At 69.0% G+C, this 18,019-nt stretch carries 14 protein-coding genes; 10 read left to right on the forward strand and 4 right to left on the reverse strand.

Going from position 1 to position 18,019, the window contains the following annotated elements; translation table 11 throughout:
* Window positions 1-52: 52 nt before the first annotated feature.
* The 3 genes from K2X73_RS12560 to K2X73_RS12570 form a co-directional block, all read right to left on the reverse strand.
* Window positions 53-1,486, reverse strand: coding sequence for an AMP nucleosidase (locus tag K2X73_RS12560; protein WP_294111367.1), 1,434 nt, complete (start codon window positions 1,484-1,486; stop codon window positions 53-55).
* 76 nt (window positions 1,487-1,562) lie between these two features.
* A complete protein-coding gene (locus tag K2X73_RS12565; protein WP_294111368.1) occupies window positions 1,563-1,931 on the reverse strand; it encodes a hypothetical protein in 369 nt (122 codons plus the stop codon).
* Window positions 1,932-2,037: 106 nt separating this feature from the next.
* The gene (locus K2X73_RS12570) at window positions 2,038-2,520 is read right to left on the reverse strand and encodes a peroxiredoxin (RefSeq protein ID WP_294111369.1); all 483 of its coding nucleotides are present in this window, start codon (window positions 2,518-2,520) and stop codon (window positions 2,038-2,040) included.
* A 163-nt stretch (window positions 2,521-2,683) separates the two neighbouring features.
* Here K2X73_RS12570 and K2X73_RS12575 point away from each other — a divergent pair, with 163 nt between their 5' ends.
* The 10 genes from K2X73_RS12575 to K2X73_RS12620 all read left to right on the forward strand — a co-directional run bounded on the left by K2X73_RS12575 (window position 2,684) and on the right by K2X73_RS12620 (window position 16,760).
* Window positions 2,684-3,241, forward strand: coding sequence for a YqgE/AlgH family protein (locus K2X73_RS12575; protein WP_294111370.1), 558 nt, complete (start codon window positions 2,684-2,686; stop codon window positions 3,239-3,241).
* A 165-nt stretch (window positions 3,242-3,406) separates the two neighbouring features.
* Window positions 3,407-4,822, forward strand: coding sequence for an adenosylhomocysteinase (ahcY, locus tag K2X73_RS12580; RefSeq protein ID WP_294111371.1), 1,416 nt, complete (start codon window positions 3,407-3,409; stop codon window positions 4,820-4,822).
* 102 nt (window positions 4,823-4,924) lie between these two features.
* The gene (locus K2X73_RS12585; protein WP_294111372.1) at window positions 4,925-7,243 is read left to right on the forward strand and encodes a PAS domain-containing sensor histidine kinase; all 2,319 of its coding nucleotides are present in this window, start codon (window positions 4,925-4,927) and stop codon (window positions 7,241-7,243) included.
* Window positions 7,240-7,677, forward strand: coding sequence for a tRNA (adenosine(37)-N6)-threonylcarbamoyltransferase complex ATPase subunit type 1 TsaE (gene tsaE, locus K2X73_RS12590; protein ID WP_294111373.1), 438 nt, complete (start codon window positions 7,240-7,242; stop codon window positions 7,675-7,677). Before K2X73_RS12585 ends, tsaE begins: the two co-directional genes overlap by 4 nt.
* Entirely contained in the window at window positions 7,674-8,639 is a 966-nt protein-coding gene (locus K2X73_RS12595) for a phosphotransferase (protein WP_294111524.1), read from the forward strand. The genes tsaE and K2X73_RS12595 overlap by 4 nt, the downstream gene beginning before the upstream one ends.
* Window positions 8,636-9,388, forward strand: a complete 753-nt coding sequence (locus K2X73_RS12600; protein ID WP_294111374.1) for a nucleotidyltransferase family protein — start codon at window positions 8,636-8,638, stop codon at window positions 9,386-9,388. Before K2X73_RS12595 ends, K2X73_RS12600 begins: the two co-directional genes overlap by 4 nt.
* Window positions 9,381-12,362 (forward strand): double-strand break repair protein AddB, encoded by a 2,982-nt coding sequence (addB, locus tag K2X73_RS12605; protein WP_294111375.1) that lies wholly within the window; start codon window positions 9,381-9,383, stop codon window positions 12,360-12,362. Before K2X73_RS12600 ends, addB begins: the two co-directional genes overlap by 8 nt.
* Entirely contained in the window at window positions 12,352-15,768 is a 3,417-nt protein-coding gene (gene addA / locus K2X73_RS12610; RefSeq protein WP_294111376.1) for a double-strand break repair helicase AddA, read from the forward strand. The genes addB and addA overlap by 11 nt, the downstream gene beginning before the upstream one ends.
* A 62-nt stretch (window positions 15,769-15,830) precedes the next feature.
* Window positions 15,831-16,154, forward strand: a complete 324-nt coding sequence (gene trxA, locus K2X73_RS12615) for a thioredoxin (protein WP_294111377.1) — start codon at window positions 15,831-15,833, stop codon at window positions 16,152-16,154.
* Window positions 16,155-16,244: 90 nt separating this feature from the next.
* Entirely contained in the window at window positions 16,245-16,760 is a 516-nt protein-coding gene (locus K2X73_RS12620) for an MGMT family protein (protein ID WP_294111378.1), read from the forward strand.
* Here K2X73_RS12620 and argJ read toward each other — a convergent pair.
* Entirely contained in the window at window positions 16,757-17,980 is a 1,224-nt protein-coding gene (argJ, locus tag K2X73_RS12625; RefSeq protein WP_294111379.1) for a bifunctional glutamate N-acetyltransferase/amino-acid acetyltransferase ArgJ, read from the reverse strand. The genes K2X73_RS12620 and argJ overlap by 4 nt on opposite strands.
* Between the last annotated feature and the right edge of the window lie 39 nt (window positions 17,981-18,019).

Consider the following 18,019-nt stretch of genomic DNA (forward strand, 5'->3'; position numbering starts at 1 on the left):
GGCGACGCGTCGCGCTTCGCCGCTGCGTCCCGCCGCCAAGTCCCGCGGGCGCTTAACGGAAGGGCGGCTCGTTGAACGCGCGCAGCTTGCGCGAGTGCAGCTTCGCGCCTTCGCGGCGCAACTGCTCGCACGCCTCGATCCCGATCTTCAGATGCTCGCCGATCGCGCGCTCGTAGAACAGGTTCGCCTGGCCTGGCAGCTTCACTTCGCCGTGCAAGGGCTTGTCGGAGACGCACAGCAGCGTCCCATAGGGCACGCGGAAGCGATAGCCTTGCGCGGCGATCGTCGCCGATTCCATGTCGATCCCCACCGCGCGGCTTTGCGAAAAGCGTAGCGCGGATTTCGAGTAGCGCAGCTCCCAGTTGCGATCGTCGGTGGTCACGATCGTGCCGGTGCGCAGCCGGCGCTTGAGCTCGTCGCCCGATTGGCCGGACACGGTTTCGGCCGCGCGGGCGAGCGCCAGTTGCACCTCCGCGATCGCCGGCACCGGGATTTCGGGGGGCAGCACGTCATCGAGCACATGGTCGTCGCGCAGATAGGCGTGCGCCAACACATAGTCGCCAATCCGCTGGCTGGGGCGCAGCCCGCCGCAATGGCCGATCATCAACCAAGCCTCGGGCCGCACCACCGCCAGGTGATCGGTGATCGTCTTGGCGTTGGAGGGGCCGACGCCGATGTTCACCAGCGTGATCCCGGTGCGATCGGGCGCGATCAGGTGATAGGCCGGCATCTGGTGCTTGCGCCACGCGCTGTCGGTCACGAGCTTGTCGGGATCGTCGCCCGCTTCGATCACGATGCCGCCGGCGCCCGAGACGGCGGTGTAGCGATTGTCCTCGTTCAGCTGCGCGCACGCCCAGCGGACGAATTCATCGACATAGCGGTGATAGTTGGTGAACAGCACATAGCGCTGCACATGCTCGGGCGGGGTGCCCGTATAGTGCCGCAGCCGCGCCAGGCTGAAATCGGTGCGCAGCCCGTCGAACAGCGCGAGCGGACGCACATCCTCGCCCGCCCAAAGCCCGTCGGCGATCTCGTCGCCGATATGGGCGAGTTCGGTCGCCGGGAAATGGCGGGCGAGTTCGGTCGCGGAAACCGTGTCCAGGCTCAGCCCGTGGCCGGCGTCGAGCACATAGGGGAAGGGGATCTCCTGCCGGCCGGGCGCGACTTCGACATCGACGTCGTAATCCTCGAGCAGCAGCGTCAGCTGTTCGGTGAGATAGCCCGCGAACACTCCCGGCTTGGTGACGCTGATCGCGTAGCGACCGGGATCGACCAGCCGGCCGAAGCTGCGCATCGGCGCGGGACGATCGGGGCCGCCGCGATAGGTCAGGCGGATTTCGGGATAAGCGAAGCTGCCATCGTGGCGGCTGGCGCTGGGCGGCGGGGTGCCGTCGCGCAGATAAGCCTCCAGCGCCGTTTGCAGGCGGGCGACGGAGGCGGAATAGAGCTGTTCGAGCTCGGCGACGATCTGAGCGGCTTTTGTCATCCACTCAGCGCTAAGCGAGCAAGATGGCAGGCGCAAGACAAAGCCCGGCGCGCCATGGCGGCCGGGCTTAAAGTCGTCAGGCGGTGTGGCCGGCCTTGGCGCCGCTCTTGCCGCCAGCCTTGTTCTTCTTGGCCGCGCCGCCGGTATCGCCGGTCAGGTCGCTGCCCGACTCCTCGAACAGCTTCTTGACGCCGTAGCTCGCGCCCGCCGCCGCGGCGACCACGCCGCCGGCGATCGCCGCGCTTGTCAGCGGACGTTCCTTGAACGCTTCGATCGTGCTGTCCACCGCTTGGCCGATCGCTTCCTGAGCGCGCAGCAGCAGCGATTTGGCTTCATCGGCGGCATAGCCCGCGGTTTCGCTGATGCTCGCCGCGCTATCCTCGGCGATCGTCTTCGCCTTGTCGGTCAGCGTCTGGGTGTCGGCCTGGTTGTGGGTGTCGGTCATCGCCCTCATCCTTTCGCGTGCGCAAAAATCGCTCCACCCCCAACGACTTCGCCCCCATCGGCGTTCCGGCGGCGCGCCTTTTTTGGCCGGCGCGCCGCCGTTATCGTCAGCCGAGCTGCTCGAGCAGGTAATCGGCCGAGCTGACGCGGAACTCGCCCGGCGCCTCGACATGGAGCTGCTTCACCACGCCGTCTTCCACCAGCATCGCATAGCGCTGGCTGCGGGTGCCCATGCCGAACTTGCTGCCGTCCATCGTCAAGCCCACCGCCTCGGCGAAGGCGCCATTGCCGTCCGAAAGCATCGTCACGCCCTCGGCGCCGCTCGCCTTGGCCCAGGCGCCCATCACGAAGGCGTCGTTCACCGCGGTGCAGGCGATTTCATCGACGCCCTTGGCCTTCAGCTCCGCCGCCTTTTCCACGAAGCCCGGCAGATGCCGCGCCGAGCAGGTGGGGGTGAAGGCGCCCGGCACCGCGAACAGCGCGACTTTGCGCCCGGCGAAGAAGGTGCCGCTGTCCACCGCTTCCAGCCCACCCTCGCCGGGCTTGGTGAAAGTTGCCTGGGGAAGTTTGTCGCCAACCTGAATCGTCATCTTCGGAGCTCTCCATTATGTGCAATTCGCTCCTTCGCTCTAGGCGAGGCCCGCGGGCTTGGGAAGCGCGGTGCGCCGCGACGCGGGGCGGGTTTACGCCGAGCGGTGCTAGGCTAGAAGGGGCTTCGCGCGTTTACAGCCGAAAGCGAGATGAGGTATCCCGATGGCGCTTCCTTATCTGACCGGCCAGTTCCTGGTCGCGCTGCCGGGCATTGGCGATCCCAATTTCGAGCGATCGACCATCGCGCTGTGCGCGCATGACGCCAGCGGCGCGTTTGGAGTCGCGATCGGCGACCCTTTCGACGATCTGCGGCTCCACGCGATGCTCGAACAGATCGGCATTGGCGCCGACGATGTGGACGACGCGACGGTGCTGATCGGCGGCCCGGTCGAACCCGGGCGCGGTTTCGTGCTCCACAGCCGCGATTGGAGCGGGCAGGACACGATCGATGTCGCGGCGCGCTGGGCGCTTTCGGGCACGATCGACGTGCTGCGCGCGATCGCGGAGGGGCGGGGGCCGAGCCGCTGGCAGATCGCGCTGGGGTATGCCGGCTGGGACGCGGGCCAGCTTGATGCCGAGATGCGGCGCCACGGCTGGCTCAGCGTCGACACCGATGCGTCGCTGATCTTCGACGTGCCGCCCGAGGATCGCTGGGCGGAGGCGTTGCACCGCGCCGGCGTGGACCCACGCCTGCTGAGCGTCGAATCGGGGCATGTTTGAAGGACTGCACCGGCCCGCGGGTCCGCGTGAGCGGCATCGCCTTCCAAAACAGATCATATAAAGACATCTTTATATTTGATCCCGAAGCGCCACGGCGCTAAGGCGCGCGGCAGGGCGCCCGGGCCGAGCCGGGGCCGCCGCAACCTTTTTTCGGGAGATTTCCACGTGGCCACCGTTCTCGATCGCGCCAACGATTATGTCGTTGCCGACATCACCCTCGCTGATTTCGGCCGCAAGGAAATCGCGATCGCCGAAACCGAGATGCCCGGCCTGATGGCGCTGCGCGCCGAATATGGCGCCGCGCAGCCGCTGAAGGGCGCGCGCATCACCGGATCGCTGCATATGACGATCCAGACCGCGGTGCTGATCGAAACGCTGACCGCGCTCGGCGCCGAAGTCCGCTGGGCGACCTGCAACATCTTCTCGACCCAGGATCACGCCGCCGCCGCCATCGCCGCCTCGGGCGTGCCGGTGTTCGCGATCAAGGGTGAGAGCCTGGCCGATTACTGGGACTATGTCGGCCGCATCTTCGATTGGGACGACGGCAATGGCCAGACCGCCAACCTGATCCTCGACGATGGCGGCGACGCGACGATGTTCGCGCTGTGGGGCGCCAAGCTCGAAGCCGGCGCGACCCTGCCCGAGCCCGAAAATGCCGAGGAAGTCGAATTCCAGCGCGCGCTGAAGGAATTCATCGCCAAGAAGCCCGGCTACCTCACCGAGACGGTGAAGAACATCAAGGGCGTGTCGGAAGAGACCACCACCGGCGTCCACCGCCTGTACCACATCGCCAAGAAGGGCGAGCTGCCCTTCCCGGCGATCAACGTGAACGATTCGGTCACCAAGTCGAAGTTCGACAATCTCTATGGCTGCAAGGAATCGCTGGTCGACGCGATCCGCCGCGGCACCGATGTGATGCTCGCCGGCAAGGTGGCGACCGTCGCGGGCTTCGGCGACGTGGGCAAGGGTTCGGCGGCATCGCTCCGCAACGGCGGCGCGCGCGTGCTCGTCACCGAAATCGATCCCATCTGCGCGCTGCAGGCCGCGATGGAAGGCTATGAAGTCGTGACGATGGAAGAAGCCGTCACTCGGTCGGACATTTTCGTCACCGCGACCGGCAACGCCGATGTCATCACCGCCGATCACATGAAGGCGATGAAGAACATGGCGATCGTCTGCAACATCGGCCATTTCGACAGCGAAATCCAGATTTCGGCACTGTCGAACTACAAGTGGACCGAAGTGAAGCCGCAGGTCGATCTGGTCGAATTCCCCGATGGCAAGCAGATCATCATCCTGTCGAAGGGCCGGCTGGTGAACCTGGGCAACGCGACCGGCCATCCGAGCTTCGTGATGTCGGCGAGCTTCACCAACCAGACGCTCGCGCAGATCGAGCTGTTCACCAAGGCCGATCAGTATAAGAACGACGTCTATGTGCTGCCCAAGCATCTCGACGAGAAGGTGGCGGCGCTTCACTTGGAAAAGCTGGGCGTGAAGCTCACCCAGCTCAACCAGAAGCAGGCCGATTATATCGGCGTGCCGGTGGCGGGTCCGTTCAAGCCCGACCATTATCGCTACTGATCGCGCTTCCCGGGGCGGCGCGCGCGCCGCTCCGGTTGCATCCCGGTCGCATCGCTCTAGAACCGCGAGCATGAGCTTGCCGCTGCGGCGCCGGACCGCCCGATGATCACGCTGACGCCTGTGGCCGCGTCGCTTATCGGCGCGGCGTTGGGGGGCTTGGTGCTGCTCGGCACCGGGCTGTTTTTCGCGGGCCTCAGGCTGCGCGGCGAAGCCCGGGCGGTGCTTGAGCGTGCCGCGCGGCTCGACGGGCTGGTCCGGGAATGCCCCGCGCAGGCGCTTTTGGTCGCGAGCGACGGCGGCGTGCAGCTGCCGCGGCAGGTGCAGGACTGGCTAGGCCTGCCCCGCCCGGCCGCGTTCCTCGCCGATCTCCAGCAGGGCGAGACGGGGCTTTCGCCCCAGGATCTGGCGGCCCTCACCGCCGACGTCGCCGCCGCGCACAAGGCCGCCCGCCCGTTCGAGCGGCTGGTCCGCGCCCAGGGCAGCACCCGCCAGCTCCGCCTGCGCGGCGGGCGCGGGCAGGGCGGCGTGGTCGTCTGGGTGTTCGACGAAACCGAGAACGCCGCCACCGTCGAGCGCCTGTCCGCCGACGCGGCCCAGGCGCACGCCGCGTTCGACGCGCTGACCGCGCTGATCGAGGCGGCGCCGATGCCGATGTGGTATCGCGGGCCGGACCTGAAGCTGATGATGGTCAATTCGGCCTATGTCGCCGCCGTCGAGGGCGCGGACGCCGATGACGTGCTGGCGCGCGGGCTCGAACTGGTCGACGAGGCCGCGCTCACCACCGCGCTCGCCGCGCGCGAGCAAGGCCGGCCCGTCAGCACCACGCTCCCCGCGACGATCCGTGGCGCGCGGCGGATGCAGCGGCTGTACGACGTGCCGTTGCCCGGCGGGGGATTGGCGGGGTTCGCGGTGGATATCGACGACCTGGAACAGGCGCAGGGCGACCTGAAACGGTTCGGCGAGGCACAGCGCGGGATGCTCGACCGCCTGTCGGCGGGCGTCGCCCAGTTCAGCGGCGAGCGGGCGCTGATCTTCGCCAACCAGCCCTTCCAGCGGCTGTTCGCGCTGCCCCCCGACTGGCTCGCCCAGCGCCCCGAGTTCGACCGCGTGCTCGAGCGGATGCGCGACGCCAAGCGCCTGCCCGAAGTACGCGATTTCCCCGCCTGGAAGGCCGAACACCGCGACTGGTTCACCGCCCCCGGCCAGATCGAGGAGGCGTGGCACCTGCCCGGCGGCACCCATCTGCGGATCGTCGCCCAGCCCATGCCCGATGGCGGGCTGCTGCTGATCTTCGAGGATCGCACCGAACAGGTGCAGCTGGCGAGCGCGCGCGATACGCTGCTCCGGGTGCGCACCGCGACGTTCGACAATCTGTTCGAGGCGGTGGGTGTGTTCGCCGCCGATGGCCGGTTGCAGCTGTGGAACAACCGTTTCCGCCTCGCCTGGGGGTTCGAGGAGGCCTATCTGGCGAGCCATCCCCGCGTCGACGCGCTCGCCAAGGCTGCCGAGCCCAAGCTCGCCAAACCGGGCAAGGCGGTGCTGATCAGCGAGATGGTGCGCTCGGCCACGCTCGACCGGCAGCAGCGCGGCGGGCGGCTCGCTTTCGCCGATGGCCGTCACTTTGAGTTCGCGGCGGTGCCGTTGCCCGACGGCAATGCGCTGTTCACGATGATCGATGAGACCGACAGCCGCAAGATCGAGCAGGCCTTGCGCGATCGCAACGAGGCATTGGAGGCGGCGGACCGCGTCAAGACCGCGTTCGTCGCCAATATGAGCTACGAGTTGCGCACCCCGCTCACGGCGATCAGTGGCTTTGGGCAGATGCTGGAGGGTGGGCTGGCGGGGCCGCTGCCCGAGGCCGCGGGAGGGTATGTTCGCGCGATTCTGGAAGCGTCCGAGCGGCTCGGCACGCTGGTCGACAATGTCCTCGCGCTGACGGAGGAGGGCCGGGCGCCACCCGTCGCCCAAGCCCAGGTCGCGCTGGCGCCGCTTGCCGAGCGGGTCGCCGCTAAGCTGCGACCGGCGGTGACGGCGCGGCGGATCGACTTCGCAGCCGATCTGCACGATGCCGGCCTACTTTCTGGCGATGAAGAGAAATTGGCGCAGATGATCGAGAATCTGCTGCGTCATGCGCTGTCCGGCACGCCCGAGGGCGGGCGGGTATTGCTCCGCACGGACCGCGAGGGCGAGCGGGCACGCATCATCGTTTCCGACAATGGCCGGGGGATGACCAAGGCGGCGATCGCGCGGGCTTTTGATCGCTTCGCCGAGCCCGCGATCACGCGTGGCGGGGAACGCGCGCTGGGGCTTGGCCTGCCGCTCGCCCGTCAGATCGCCGAAGCGCATGGCGGCGCGATCGAGCTGCTTTCCGAGCGCGGGCAGGGGACGCTGATCACCGTAACCCTGCCGGTACGGCCATGATCCTGCGCTCGCTCGCGGACAGCCTGGCGCTCGGCGCACGGCTGGCCGACCTGGTGGGACCGGGTGACGTCATAACGCTTTCCGGGCCGCTGGGCGCGGGCAAGACGAGCATCGCCCGCGGGCTGCTGAATGCGCTTGGCCTCGCCGGCGAGGCACCAAGCCCGAGCTATGCGATCGTCCAGCCCTATGGCCCGCCCGAGCTGCGGTTGCCGGTGCTTCATGTCGATCTCTACCGAATCGAGGATGTGGCCGAACTCGAGGAACTGGGGCTCGACGAGGCGCTGGACGACTCGGCGCTGCTCATCGAATGGCCCGAACGCGCGCCGGGGCGCTGGCCCCAGGCGCTCGCCCTCAGGCTGGCCGTGCTGCCGGACGGCGCTCGACGCTTGACGGCGCATGTCCCCTCGGCTTGGGAAGGGCGATGGCAGACCTGACTCCTCCCGCCGGCGCGCGGGCTTTTCTGGATGCGTTGGGCTGGCGCGACGCGACGATCACCCCCCTTGCCGGTGACGCCTCGTTTCGCCGGTATTTTCGGGTGACCGCGAGCACGCGGCGAGCGATCCTGATGGACGCCCCGCCACCGCATGAGGATCCCCGGCCGTTCCTGAAGGTCGCGCACTGGCTGTATGATCGCGGCTTCGGTGCGCCCGAGATATATGGGGAGGCGCTGGAGCAAGGCCTGGTGCTGCTCGAGGATTTCGGCAACGACCGGATGCGCGAGGCGATCGACGCCGGGGCGCCCGCCGAACCACTTTATGCCAGGGCGGTCGAAACGCTGATACGGCTCCACCGCGAGCCCGCCGGTCCGTTCGCGCCGCACGATCTGGCGCTGCTTACCCAGGGCACCGAGACCTTTGCCCAATGGTATTGCGGCACGCTCGGCATCGACATCGCGGGCTATGCCGATGCTTGGGCGCAGGTTCTACCGGGCGCGCTGCCCGAGACGCCGGTAACGACGCTGCGCGATTATCATGCCGAGAACCTGATGCTGCTTCCTGGCGGGAGGCTCGGGCTGCTCGATTTTCAGGACGCGACCGCCGGACATCCGGGCTATGATCTGGTGTCGCTGCTGCAGGATGCCCGGCGCGACGTGGAGCCCGAGATCGAGGCGGCGATGCTTGATCTATACTGCCGTGACACCGGCGGCGGGGAGACGTTCCGTACCGCATATCATATCTTAGGAGCACAGCGTAATACGCGAATTATCGGAGTCTTTACCAGGCTATGGAAGCGTGACGGCAAGCCGCGTTACCCCGCGCTCTGCCCGCGGGTGTGGCGCTATCTAGAACGCGATCTGGCGCACCCCGCGCTGGCGCCGGTAAAGGCGTGGTTCGACGCGCATCTTCCCGCCGGCCTGCGCGGCGATCCGATGCTGCTTTCGGCCCAAGCCGCATGACGGTGTTCGCGCTGCGGCCCGATCCGGGGGTGCCCGTGCCCGAGACCGCGATGGTAATGGCCGCCGGGCTCGGCAAAAGGATGCGCCCGCTCACCGCGACGCGGCCCAAGCCGCTGGTCGAGGTGGCGGGCAAGGCACTGCTCGACCATGCGCTCGAACGTTTGCGCGCGGCCGGGGTGAAGCGTGCGGTGGTGAACGTCCATTACCTCGCGGACGCGCTCGAAGCGCATCTCAAGAACCGCGACTACGGCCTTGAAATTATTATCTCTGACGAGCGCGAGCAGCTCATGGAGACCGGCGGCGGGCTGGTGAAGGCGCTGCCGCTGCTGGGCGAACGGCCCTTTCTGTCGGTGAATAGCGACAATCTGTGGATTGATGGCCCCGTCGATTCGATCCGCGCGTTGGCAGCGGCGTGGGATGGGGCGCGGATGGATGCGCTGCTGCTGATGGTGCCGTTCGCCCGCGCGCATTGCCATGGCGGGCAGGGGGATTTTCATCTCGACGCGGCTGGCATGATCGTCGGCCGGCGCAAGCCGGGACGGTTGGCGCCATTCGTGTGGACCGGCGTGCAGATTCTCCATCCCCGCCTCATCACGGATGCGCCCGAAGGGCCGTTCTCGACCAATTTGTTCTGGAACCGTGCGATCGAAGCGGGGCGGGCCTTTGGCATTGTTCATGGCGGGCTGTGGTTCGATGTCGGTACCCCGCGTGCGATCCCGGTCGCCGAGGCGATGCTCGCCGATGGCTGACGCGCGCTCCAAGCAGACGGATGCACCCGTCGACTTGGAGATCGTGCCCGATGAAAAGGCCGCGCGCGGCCTGGCGCTCTACACTATCCCCGCGCATCGCGCCTTCGCCGACGCGCTCGCCGCCGGGCTGATCCGGCGCTTTGGCGGCGATCCGTTATCGCTCGCGCGTGGGTTGGTGCTGCTGCCCAATAATCGCGCGGTGCGCACCGTGACCGACGCTTTCGTACGAGCGAGCGGCGGCGGGCTGCTGCTGCCCCGGCTGGTGCCGATCGGCGCGGTCGAGCTGGGCGAAGGGCTCGCCGCTGCGCTCGATCCGGTGGGTGAAGCGCCGGTGGCGCCCGCCATCGCGCCGCTGGAACGGCGGATGATCCTGGCGCGGCTGGTGAGCGAGGCGCGCGCGCGTGCCGGCGAGGCCGTCGATGGCGCCGAGGCGGTGCGGCTCGCGGGGGAGCTTGCGGAAACGCTCGACCAGCTGCTCGTCGAGGAGGTTGCGCCCACTAAACTTCGTGCGATCGAGCCGGGCGGAGCATTGCAGGCGCATTGGGAGCAGGCGCTCGCCTTGTTCGACATCGTGCTCGATGCCTGGCCCAAGGCGCTGGCGGAGCGCGGGCGGATCGAGCTGGCCGAGCGGCGCGCGCGGCTGCTCGATGCGCTCGGCCGGCGCTGGCGTGCGGCGCCGCCGGACGGTTTCGTGTGCGCGGCGGGCATCACCAGCGCTGCGCCAGGCATCGCGCGGCTGCTCCGGGTCGTCGCCGGGCTGCCCCGGGGCCTTGTGGTGCTGCCTGATCTGGCGATCACCATGGACGAGACCGAGTGGCGGGCGCTGACCCCCGAACCTCCGCGCCGCCCGATCGAGACGCACCCACAATTCCAGCTCAAGCTCCTGCTCGACCGCATGGGTGTCGCACGAGAGGAGTTTTCGGTGTGGCGCGAGGGCGGCGGGCATGACGCCCCCGCCGCGCGCGGCCGCGCCGTCGCCGAGGCGCTGGCGCCGGCGGAATTTACCCATCGCTGGACGACGCTCCCCGCCGAGGCGCGGCGACTGTCGGGGGTGCGCGTCGCCGAACTCGCCAACCCCGCCGAGGAAGCCCAGGCGATCGCGCTCGCCCTGAGGGAGGCGCTGGAGGTGCCAGGCAAGACCGCCGCGCTCGTCACCCCTGATCGCGCGCTCGCGCGGCGGGTGGCGGCGCTGCTCGGTCGCTGGGGGGTGGCGATCGACGATTCCGCAGGGCGGCCGCTCTCCATCCTGCCGCCTGGAACGCTGCTGATCGCCCTCGCCGAGGCGGCGGTGCAGCGCTTCGCCCCGCTCGCGCTACTCGCCTTGCTCAAGCACCCATTGGTACGCGCGGGCGCGACACGGCTCGATTGGTTGGAGGGGGTGCGCGGGCTCGACCTGGTGCTGCGCGGGCCGCGACCCGCACCGGGGCTGGACGGGATCACCACGGCGCTCGCCGCGGCTGGCGATACCGAGGCCGCGGACTGGTGGCGCGAGGCGGTAGCTTTGCTCACCCCGCTGGAGGCGAGCTTCGCGGCGGGGCCACAGCCGCTCGACCTGCTCGTCGCGGCAGTGCGCGAGGGGGCGCAGGCGCTGTGCGGCGACGCGCTCTGGGCAGGCCCTGCTGGGCGCGCCGCCGCCGATCTGCTGGCCGACCTGGAAGCGCAGGCGCGGCTGGGGCCGCCGCGCACCGATCCGCGCGCGCTGCCTGAGCTGCTCCGTCTGCTCGCCGCCGAATGCGCAGTGCGGCCACCCCAGGGCGGCCATCCCCGGCTCGCGATCTATGGCCTGATCGAGGCGCGACTGCAGACCGCCGATCTGATGGTGCTCGGCGGGCTCAACGAGAGCGTATGGCCGGGACAGAGCGCGCCCGATCCGTGGCTCGCGCCGCGCATCCGCGCTGAACTTGGCCTTCCGGGGCTCGACCGGCGGGTAGGGCTCGCCGCGCATGATCTCGCGAGCGCGCTGGGCGCGCCGGAAGTGCTGCTCACCCGCGCCAAGCGCGACGCCAAGGGGCCGGCGATTGCGTCGCGCTTCTGGCTGCGACTACAGGCGTTGACGGGGGGGCTGCCGCGCCGGCGCGATCTTGAGCATTTCGCACAAGCCATTGATACTCCAGCCGGCTTTGATCCCGCCAAACGCCCCGAGCCTTGCCCGCCAGCGGCGCTGCGGCCGAAGCGCATCTCGGTGACCGAGGTCGATCGCCTGAAGGCTGATCCGTTCGCTTTCTACGCCAAGCGCGTGCTCGGCCTCGCCCCGCTCGACGCGGTGGATGCCGATCCAAGTGCCGCGTGGCGCGGCACGGCGGTCCACGCCATCCTCGAAGCGTGGGCGCGCGACGATGCCTGCGCGCCCGGCAAGCTGCGCGCTCGCGCCGAAACGCTGATGCGGGCGCCTGGCACCCATCCGCTGCTCCGCGCGCTGTGGCAGCCCCGGCTGATCGAGGCGATCGACTGGATCGCGCGCGAAACCCAGCAGCTCGTCGAGCAGGGCCGGCGGGTGATCGCGGTCGAGCAATCGGGCATGATCGATTTGGCCGGCGTGCAGCTGAGGGGCAAGGCCGATCGCATCGACCGCACCGCCGACGGCGGGCTGGTGGTGATTGACTATAAGACCGGCAAGGCGCCCTCCGCCAAGGCGGTGCGCGCGGGGTTCAGCTTGCAGCTCGGGCTGCTCGGCTTGATCGCCGAGCGCGGCGGGTTCGAGGGGGTGAACGGCACGGCGAGCGATTTCGAATATTGGTCGCTCGCCAAGCAGGGCGACCAGTTCGGCCACATCACCCGGCCGGTCCACGCCGAGGGTGCGCGTGACCTGATCCGGACGGACGAGTTCACTACCATCGTTGCCGCGCAATTCACCGTCGCCGCCGCCGACTGGCTGACCGGGGACGCGCCGTTCACCGCGAAGCTTCATCCCGACTACGCACCCTATGGCGATTACGACCAGCTGATGCGCCTGGAAGAATGGTATGGCCGCTGACCTGCTCCCTCAGCTGAGAGACAATCAGGCGCGGGCAAGCGCGCCCGATGGACATGTGTGGCTCGCGGCTTCCGCTGGCACCGGCAAGACCCAGGTGCTGGCCGCGCGCGTCTATCGGCTGCTGCTGCGCGGCACCGAACCGGGGGCGATCCTGTGCCTCACTTTCACCAAGGCCGGTGCGGCGGAGATGGCGGCGCGGATCAGCGCCCGGCTCGCCGCCTGGGTGCGGATGCCCGAGCCCGACCTGAAGAAGGATCTGTTCGCGCTGGGGGAGGACCATAACGACCCGGCGCTCGTCGCCCGGGCGCGGGTGCTGTTCGCCAAGCTGCTCGACGCGCCGGGGGGCGGCTTACGCATCCAGACCATCCACGGCTTCTGCCAGGCCTTGCTATCCGCCTTCCCGCTCGAGGCGGGGCTGGTGCCGGGCTTCCGCCCGATCGAGGGGCGCGAGGAAGCGGTGCTCGCGCGCGAAACGCTGGCCGAGCTGCTGGTAACCGCCGAGCGCGAGGGGCGGCTGGGGCTGGTCGACGCGGTCGGCGCCCTTAGCCTGCGGCTGGGGGAGGGCGGCGCCGAGGATTTCCTGCGCGCCTGTGCCAGGGCGCATGGCGCGCTCGCCGGGCTGCCTGGGCTGAAACCCTATGTGCGGCGGATGCTCGATCTGCCGCTTGGCGATCTGGACGAGGCGCTGGCCGAGGCGTGCGCCGATGATCTCTTTGACGTCGGCGGGCTGAAGCGCATTGCCGCCGCCAACCGCGCCTGGGGTACGGCGCAGGGCCTGGATCATGCGGACCGCGCCGACCATTGGCTCGCCGCCGCGCCGGCGGCGCGGGTGGAACTGCTCGACGACCTGAAGGGCATCGCCTTCACCGGCAAAGGCGAACCCCGCAAATATTCCGCCAAGCTGCTCGCCTTCGAACCCGATTATGCCGAGCTTGCGATCGCGCTGGGGACGCGCTGCGCCGACTTGCTCGCGACTGCCGAACGCGCGCGCTATGCCGATTTGCTGGCCGCCGGGCTGGAGGCGGGACGTGCTTATGCCGATGCCTATGCAGCCGCCAAGCGAACGCGCGGTCTGGTCGATTTCGAGGATTTGATCCAGGCGACCGTCGCGTTGCTCGATCAGCCCGGCATCAGCGAGTGGGTACGCTACAAGCTCGATCTTTCGACCGAGCATATCCTGGTGGACGAGGCGCAGGACACCAACATCGCGCAGTGGCGCATCATCGCCGCGATGGCCGCCGAATTCTTCGCCGGCGAGGGCACGCGGTCGCATCGCACGCTGTTCGTGGTGGGTGATTACAAGCAAGCGATATTCGGCTTTCAGGGCACCGATCCGGTAAATTTCGCCGCCGCCGAGCAGAGTTTCGGCGCGCAGGCGTTGGCGGCATACGATAAGGATTTAGGGTTAGGGACGCCCTGGCGGCGGCTGTCGCTCACGCATAGTTTCCGCTCGACCCGCCCGATCCTGGAATTCGTCGACGCCGCGATCGACGCGCTGCCGCCGCCCGGCATGGGCCTGATGGCGTCGCGTGAACCACATGCGAGCGAAGTGCCGGGCGCCGGCGTCGTTGAACTCTGGCCCCCTGTCACCGGTGTGGAGGAAGTGGCCGGCGAGGAAGAATGGCTGGGCGACCATGTCCGCGCGCTCGCGACGCGGATCGCCAGGCGAATCAAGGCGTGGCTCGATCCCGCTAATCCGTTGCTGCTGGGCGCCAAGGGACGGCCGCTCGCGGCAGGCGACGTCATGGTGCTGGTGAAGCGCCGGGGCGAGCTGGCCGCGCTGATCGTCGCGCGACTTTATGCCGAGGGCGTGCCGGTCGCGGGCGTCGATCGGTTGCGGCTGAACGCGCCGCTGGCGGTGCAGGATCTGCTCGCGGCTTTGCGCTTCGCGCTCCAGCCGGGGGACGATCTCGCGCTCGCGTCGCTGCTGGTGTCGCCGCTGATCGGCTGGAGTCAGGAGGAGTTGCTCGCCGCCGCGGCGCCGCGGCGGACCGGGCTGTGGCGGCATCTGCGCGCGACCCAGAGCGACGAGCGGCTCGCGCCACTCTATGATCTGCTCAGCCGCGCCGATCTGGCGACGCCCTATCAGCTGCTCGAGCATCTCCTTTCCGGCCCGCTCGACGGGCGACGCAAGTTGCTGCGCCGGCTGGGGGCCGAGGCACGCGATCCGATCGACGAGCTGCTCGCTGCCGCGCTCGATTTCGAGGCGCTGGCGACGCCGACACTTCAGGCCTTCCTCGATTGGTTCGATCGCGGCGAGGTTGAAATCAAGCGCGAGGCCGAGGGTGGCGGCGGCGCGGTGCGGGTGATGACCGCACACGGCGCCAAGGGTCTGCAGGCGCCGCTGGTGATCCTGGCCGACGCCTGCGCCGATCCCGCCACCGCGCCGCGATCGCTGCTGCAATGGGAGCCGGAACAGGGCATCCGCTTCCCGATGCTGCGCCCGCGCGCGGCGGAGAAGAGCGGGCCGCTGGTCGCCCTGGTCGACGAAGCGGCGCGGCGCGAGCTGGAGGAGCACTGGCGGTTGTTCTACGTCGCCGCCACCCGCGCCGAGGAGCATCTCGTCATCACCGGCAGCCTGGGGCCGCGCGCGCAGGGCGTGCCGCCCGCGGCGAGCTGGTATGCTGCCGCCGACAAGGCGTTCAGCGCGCTGGGCGTCGCTGGGCAGGGCGAGCGCCGATTTTACGGCCATGTGCCGCAGCTGCCACGCGCGCTCAAAAGGCGTCCGGATGCTCTCACGCCGCCGCCGCCGCTGCCGGACTGGGTGCGAGCTCCCGCGCCGGTCGAGGCGCGCCCGCCGCGGCCGCTCGCCCCTTCCTCGCTCGGCGCCGATGCCGCGAGCGATCCGCCGCCGACCCCGGTGCTGCGCGCCGCTGCCGAGCGGGGCCGATTGGTCCATGCGCTGTTCGAGCGGCTGCCGGCGCTGCCGCGCGAGGCGCGCGAACCCGCCGCGCTCGCCTGGCTCGCCACCGCCGCGGCCGAACGCGCCGAGGCCGAGCGCGCGGCGATCGTGGCGGATGTTTGCGCTGTGCTCGATACCCCCGATTGGGCGCCGCTCTTCGCCCCCGAAGCGCTCGCCGAGGCGCCGATCGCGGCGGTAATCGGCGAAGGGCTGGTCGTCTCGGGCACGGTCGATCGCCTGCTGGTGCTGCCCGATCGCGTCCGGCTGGTGGATTTCAAGACCAGCCGCCGCGCGCCCGCCAGCCTCGACGAAATTCCGCGCTATCATCTGCGGCAGATGGCCGCCTATGCTGCGGCACTCGCGGTTATTTTTCCGGGCCGTACCATCGAGGCAGGGCTGCTCTATACCGCCGCGCCGCGCCTGTTCACGCTCGATGCGGCGACGCTTGCGGGGCACAAGCCCCGCTTGGTGCCGCCCGAGCAAAGCTTGGCCCCTGTGCCTTGAGCCCGCGTAACCGCCTGCCTAACTTCCCGCGTAATGACGATCAGTTGAAGGAGTCTCGAACCATGGCGACCAAGGCAATCAGCGATACCAGCTTTACCGACGACGTGCTCAGCGCGGACAAGCCCGTGCTCGTCGATTTCTGGGCGGACTGGTGTGGACCGTGCAAGATGATCGCGCCCGCGCTGGAAGAGCTTTCGGACGAGCTCGCCGATCAGGTGACGATCACGAAGGCGAATCTTGACGACGCGCCCGATTCGGCGGCGAAATATGGCATCCGCACGATCCCGAACCTGGTGCTTTTTAGGAATGGCGAGGAAGTCGCCCGCTTCAGCCGCGCGGCGCCGAAGGGGCAGCTGAAGGCGTGGCTGGAAGGCGCACTGGCCTGAGCCAACGGGATCAAGGCGGGAACAAACCCGCCTTATTCCGCCCGACGCGGGGCTGGATCATAAAGCCTGCCGGACCAACAGGGAGGCTTTATGGCACAGCGCAAGACCGCGCTCGATCACCTGAATAGCGGGCGTGAGCCGCACATCGTTCACATGATCCCGCCTGGCGCCCCCGGCTTTCGGGAAGCGCAGGGCGGGGCGATGGTCATCTCCTCGCCGCAAGAAGTGGATGCATTCGTCCGGCAAGTCGCGCCTGGCGAAGTTACGACGCTTGACGAACTGCGGGCGGCGATCGCGCGGCGGCATCAAGTGGCGGTGGCTTGCCCGGTATCGACCGCGATCTTCCTGAACATGTGCGCGCGCGCCGCCGAGGAACGCCGCGACATGGGCGTGCCCGGCGCCGAGCTGACGCCATGGTGGCGGGTGCTTAAAAAGGGCGGTTTTCTCAATCCCAAATATCCGGGCGGGGTCGAACGACAGGCCGAGTTGCTCGCGGCAGACGGTGTTCGCGCCGCGCCCCTGCGCAAACAACTCGCGGTGTTCGACTATGCGGCGCGGCTCCCTGCGCACTGGCGGCAGGCGAGTGAGGAGACGCCGCGGGTCTAGCTTCGATAATCGGCGTTGATGCTGATATAGCCGTGGGTCAGGTCGCACGTCCAAACCGTGGCGCGGCCATCGCCTAGCCCCAGGTCGACGCCAATCTCGATCTCGCTGCCCTTGAGATGCGCGGCAACGGGAGCCTCGTCATAGCCCTCGACCACCATCCCGCCGCGCGCGACCTCGGTGTCGCCGAAGCGGATACTGAGCAGATCGCGCTCGGCCGGCTCGCCCGCCTTGCCGACCGCCATCACGACGCGGCCCCAATTGGCGTCCTCGCCGGCGATTGCCGTCTTCACGAGCGGGGAATTGGCGATGGCGAAGCCGATGCGGCGCGCGCTGGCGTCGCTCTCGGCGCCGCTCACGTCGATGGTGATGAACTTGCGCGCGCCCTCGCCGTCGCGGACGACCAGTTGCGCGAGCATCCGGCAGAGATCGCCAAGCGCCGCTCGGAAGGCATCGGCCCCGCTGCTGTCGTGATCGCGCAGCACGGCGTTGCCCGCCGCGCTGGTCGCGAAGGCGAGCACGGTATCGCTGGTCGAGGTATCGCCATCGACGGTGATGCAATTGAACGTCGCGTCGCTCGCATCGGCAAGCGCCGATTGCAGGAATGCGGGCTCCACGGCGGCATCGGTAAAGATGAAGCCCAGCATCGTCGCCATGTCGGGGGCGATCATCCCCGAACCCTTGATGATGCCGGCAAGAGTGACGATCCGGCCGTCGACCACCGCTTGCGTCATCGCTCCCTTGGCGAAGGTGTCGGTGGTACCGATCGCCTCGGCCGCCGCCTGCCAGCTCGCCTCGGGCGCGGCGAAGGCGGCGGCGAGGCCGGCCTCGGCCTTGTCGATCGGCAGCGGCACGCCGATCACCCCGGTCGAGGCGACGAACACGTCCGATGGCTGGCAGCCAAGCTCTTGCGCGGCGCGCGCCGCGATCGCCTCCACCGCCGCGCGGCCGCGATTACCGGTGAAGGCGTTGGCGTTCCCGGCATTCACCACCAGTGCCCGCGCGCGGCCCAGCGGCAGCGCCGACCGGCACCACTCCACCTCGGGTGAGGGGCAGCGGCTGCGGGTGAGCACCCCGGCGACGCTCGTCCCTTCTGGCAATGTCGCAAGCGTCAGATCGGCGCGCTCCCAAGGCTTGTAGCCCGCGCGCGACACGCGAAGCGCGACGCCACCGACCGGCGGCAGCGCGGGGAAGGGCAGGGCGAGCGGGGAGGGGTGTGACATGGGCATCCTTTGGGCTAAGCTGGCGCGCGATAGCGAAAA

This window comes from Sphingomonas sp., assembly GCF_019746665.1.
Classification (GTDB): domain Bacteria; phylum Pseudomonadota; class Alphaproteobacteria; order Sphingomonadales; family Sphingomonadaceae; genus Sphingomonas.

Bases quoted from the DNA above. Each gene is read 5' to 3' on its own strand.
- K2X73_RS12560 (WP_294111367.1), bottom strand. From the start codon at position 1,486: ATGACAAAAGCCGCTCAGATCGTCGCCGAGCTCGAACAGCTCTATTCC.
- K2X73_RS12565 (WP_294111368.1), bottom strand. From the start codon at position 1,931: ATGACCGACACCCACAACCAGGCCGACACCCAGACGCTGACCGACAAG.
- K2X73_RS12570 (WP_294111369.1), bottom strand. From the start codon at position 2,520: ATGACGATTCAGGTTGGCGACAAACTTCCCCAGGCAACTTTCACCAAG.
- K2X73_RS12575 (WP_294111370.1), top strand. From the start codon at position 2,684: ATGGCGCTTCCTTATCTGACCGGCCAGTTCCTGGTCGCGCTGCCGGGC.
- K2X73_RS12585 (WP_294111372.1), top strand. From the start codon at position 4,925: ATGATCACGCTGACGCCTGTGGCCGCGTCGCTTATCGGCGCGGCGTTG.
- tsaE (WP_294111373.1), top strand. From the start codon at position 7,240: ATGATCCTGCGCTCGCTCGCGGACAGCCTGGCGCTCGGCGCACGGCTG.
- K2X73_RS12600 (WP_294111374.1), top strand. From the start codon at position 8,636: ATGACGGTGTTCGCGCTGCGGCCCGATCCGGGGGTGCCCGTGCCCGAG.
- addB (WP_294111375.1), top strand. From the start codon at position 9,381: ATGGCTGACGCGCGCTCCAAGCAGACGGATGCACCCGTCGACTTGGAG.
- addA (WP_294111376.1), top strand. From the start codon at position 12,352: ATGGCCGCTGACCTGCTCCCTCAGCTGAGAGACAATCAGGCGCGGGCA.
- trxA (WP_294111377.1), top strand. From the start codon at position 15,831: ATGGCGACCAAGGCAATCAGCGATACCAGCTTTACCGACGACGTGCTC.
- K2X73_RS12620 (WP_294111378.1), top strand. From the start codon at position 16,245: ATGGCACAGCGCAAGACCGCGCTCGATCACCTGAATAGCGGGCGTGAG.
- argJ (WP_294111379.1), bottom strand. From the start codon at position 17,980: ATGTCACACCCCTCCCCGCTCGCCCTGCCCTTCCCCGCGCTGCCGCCG.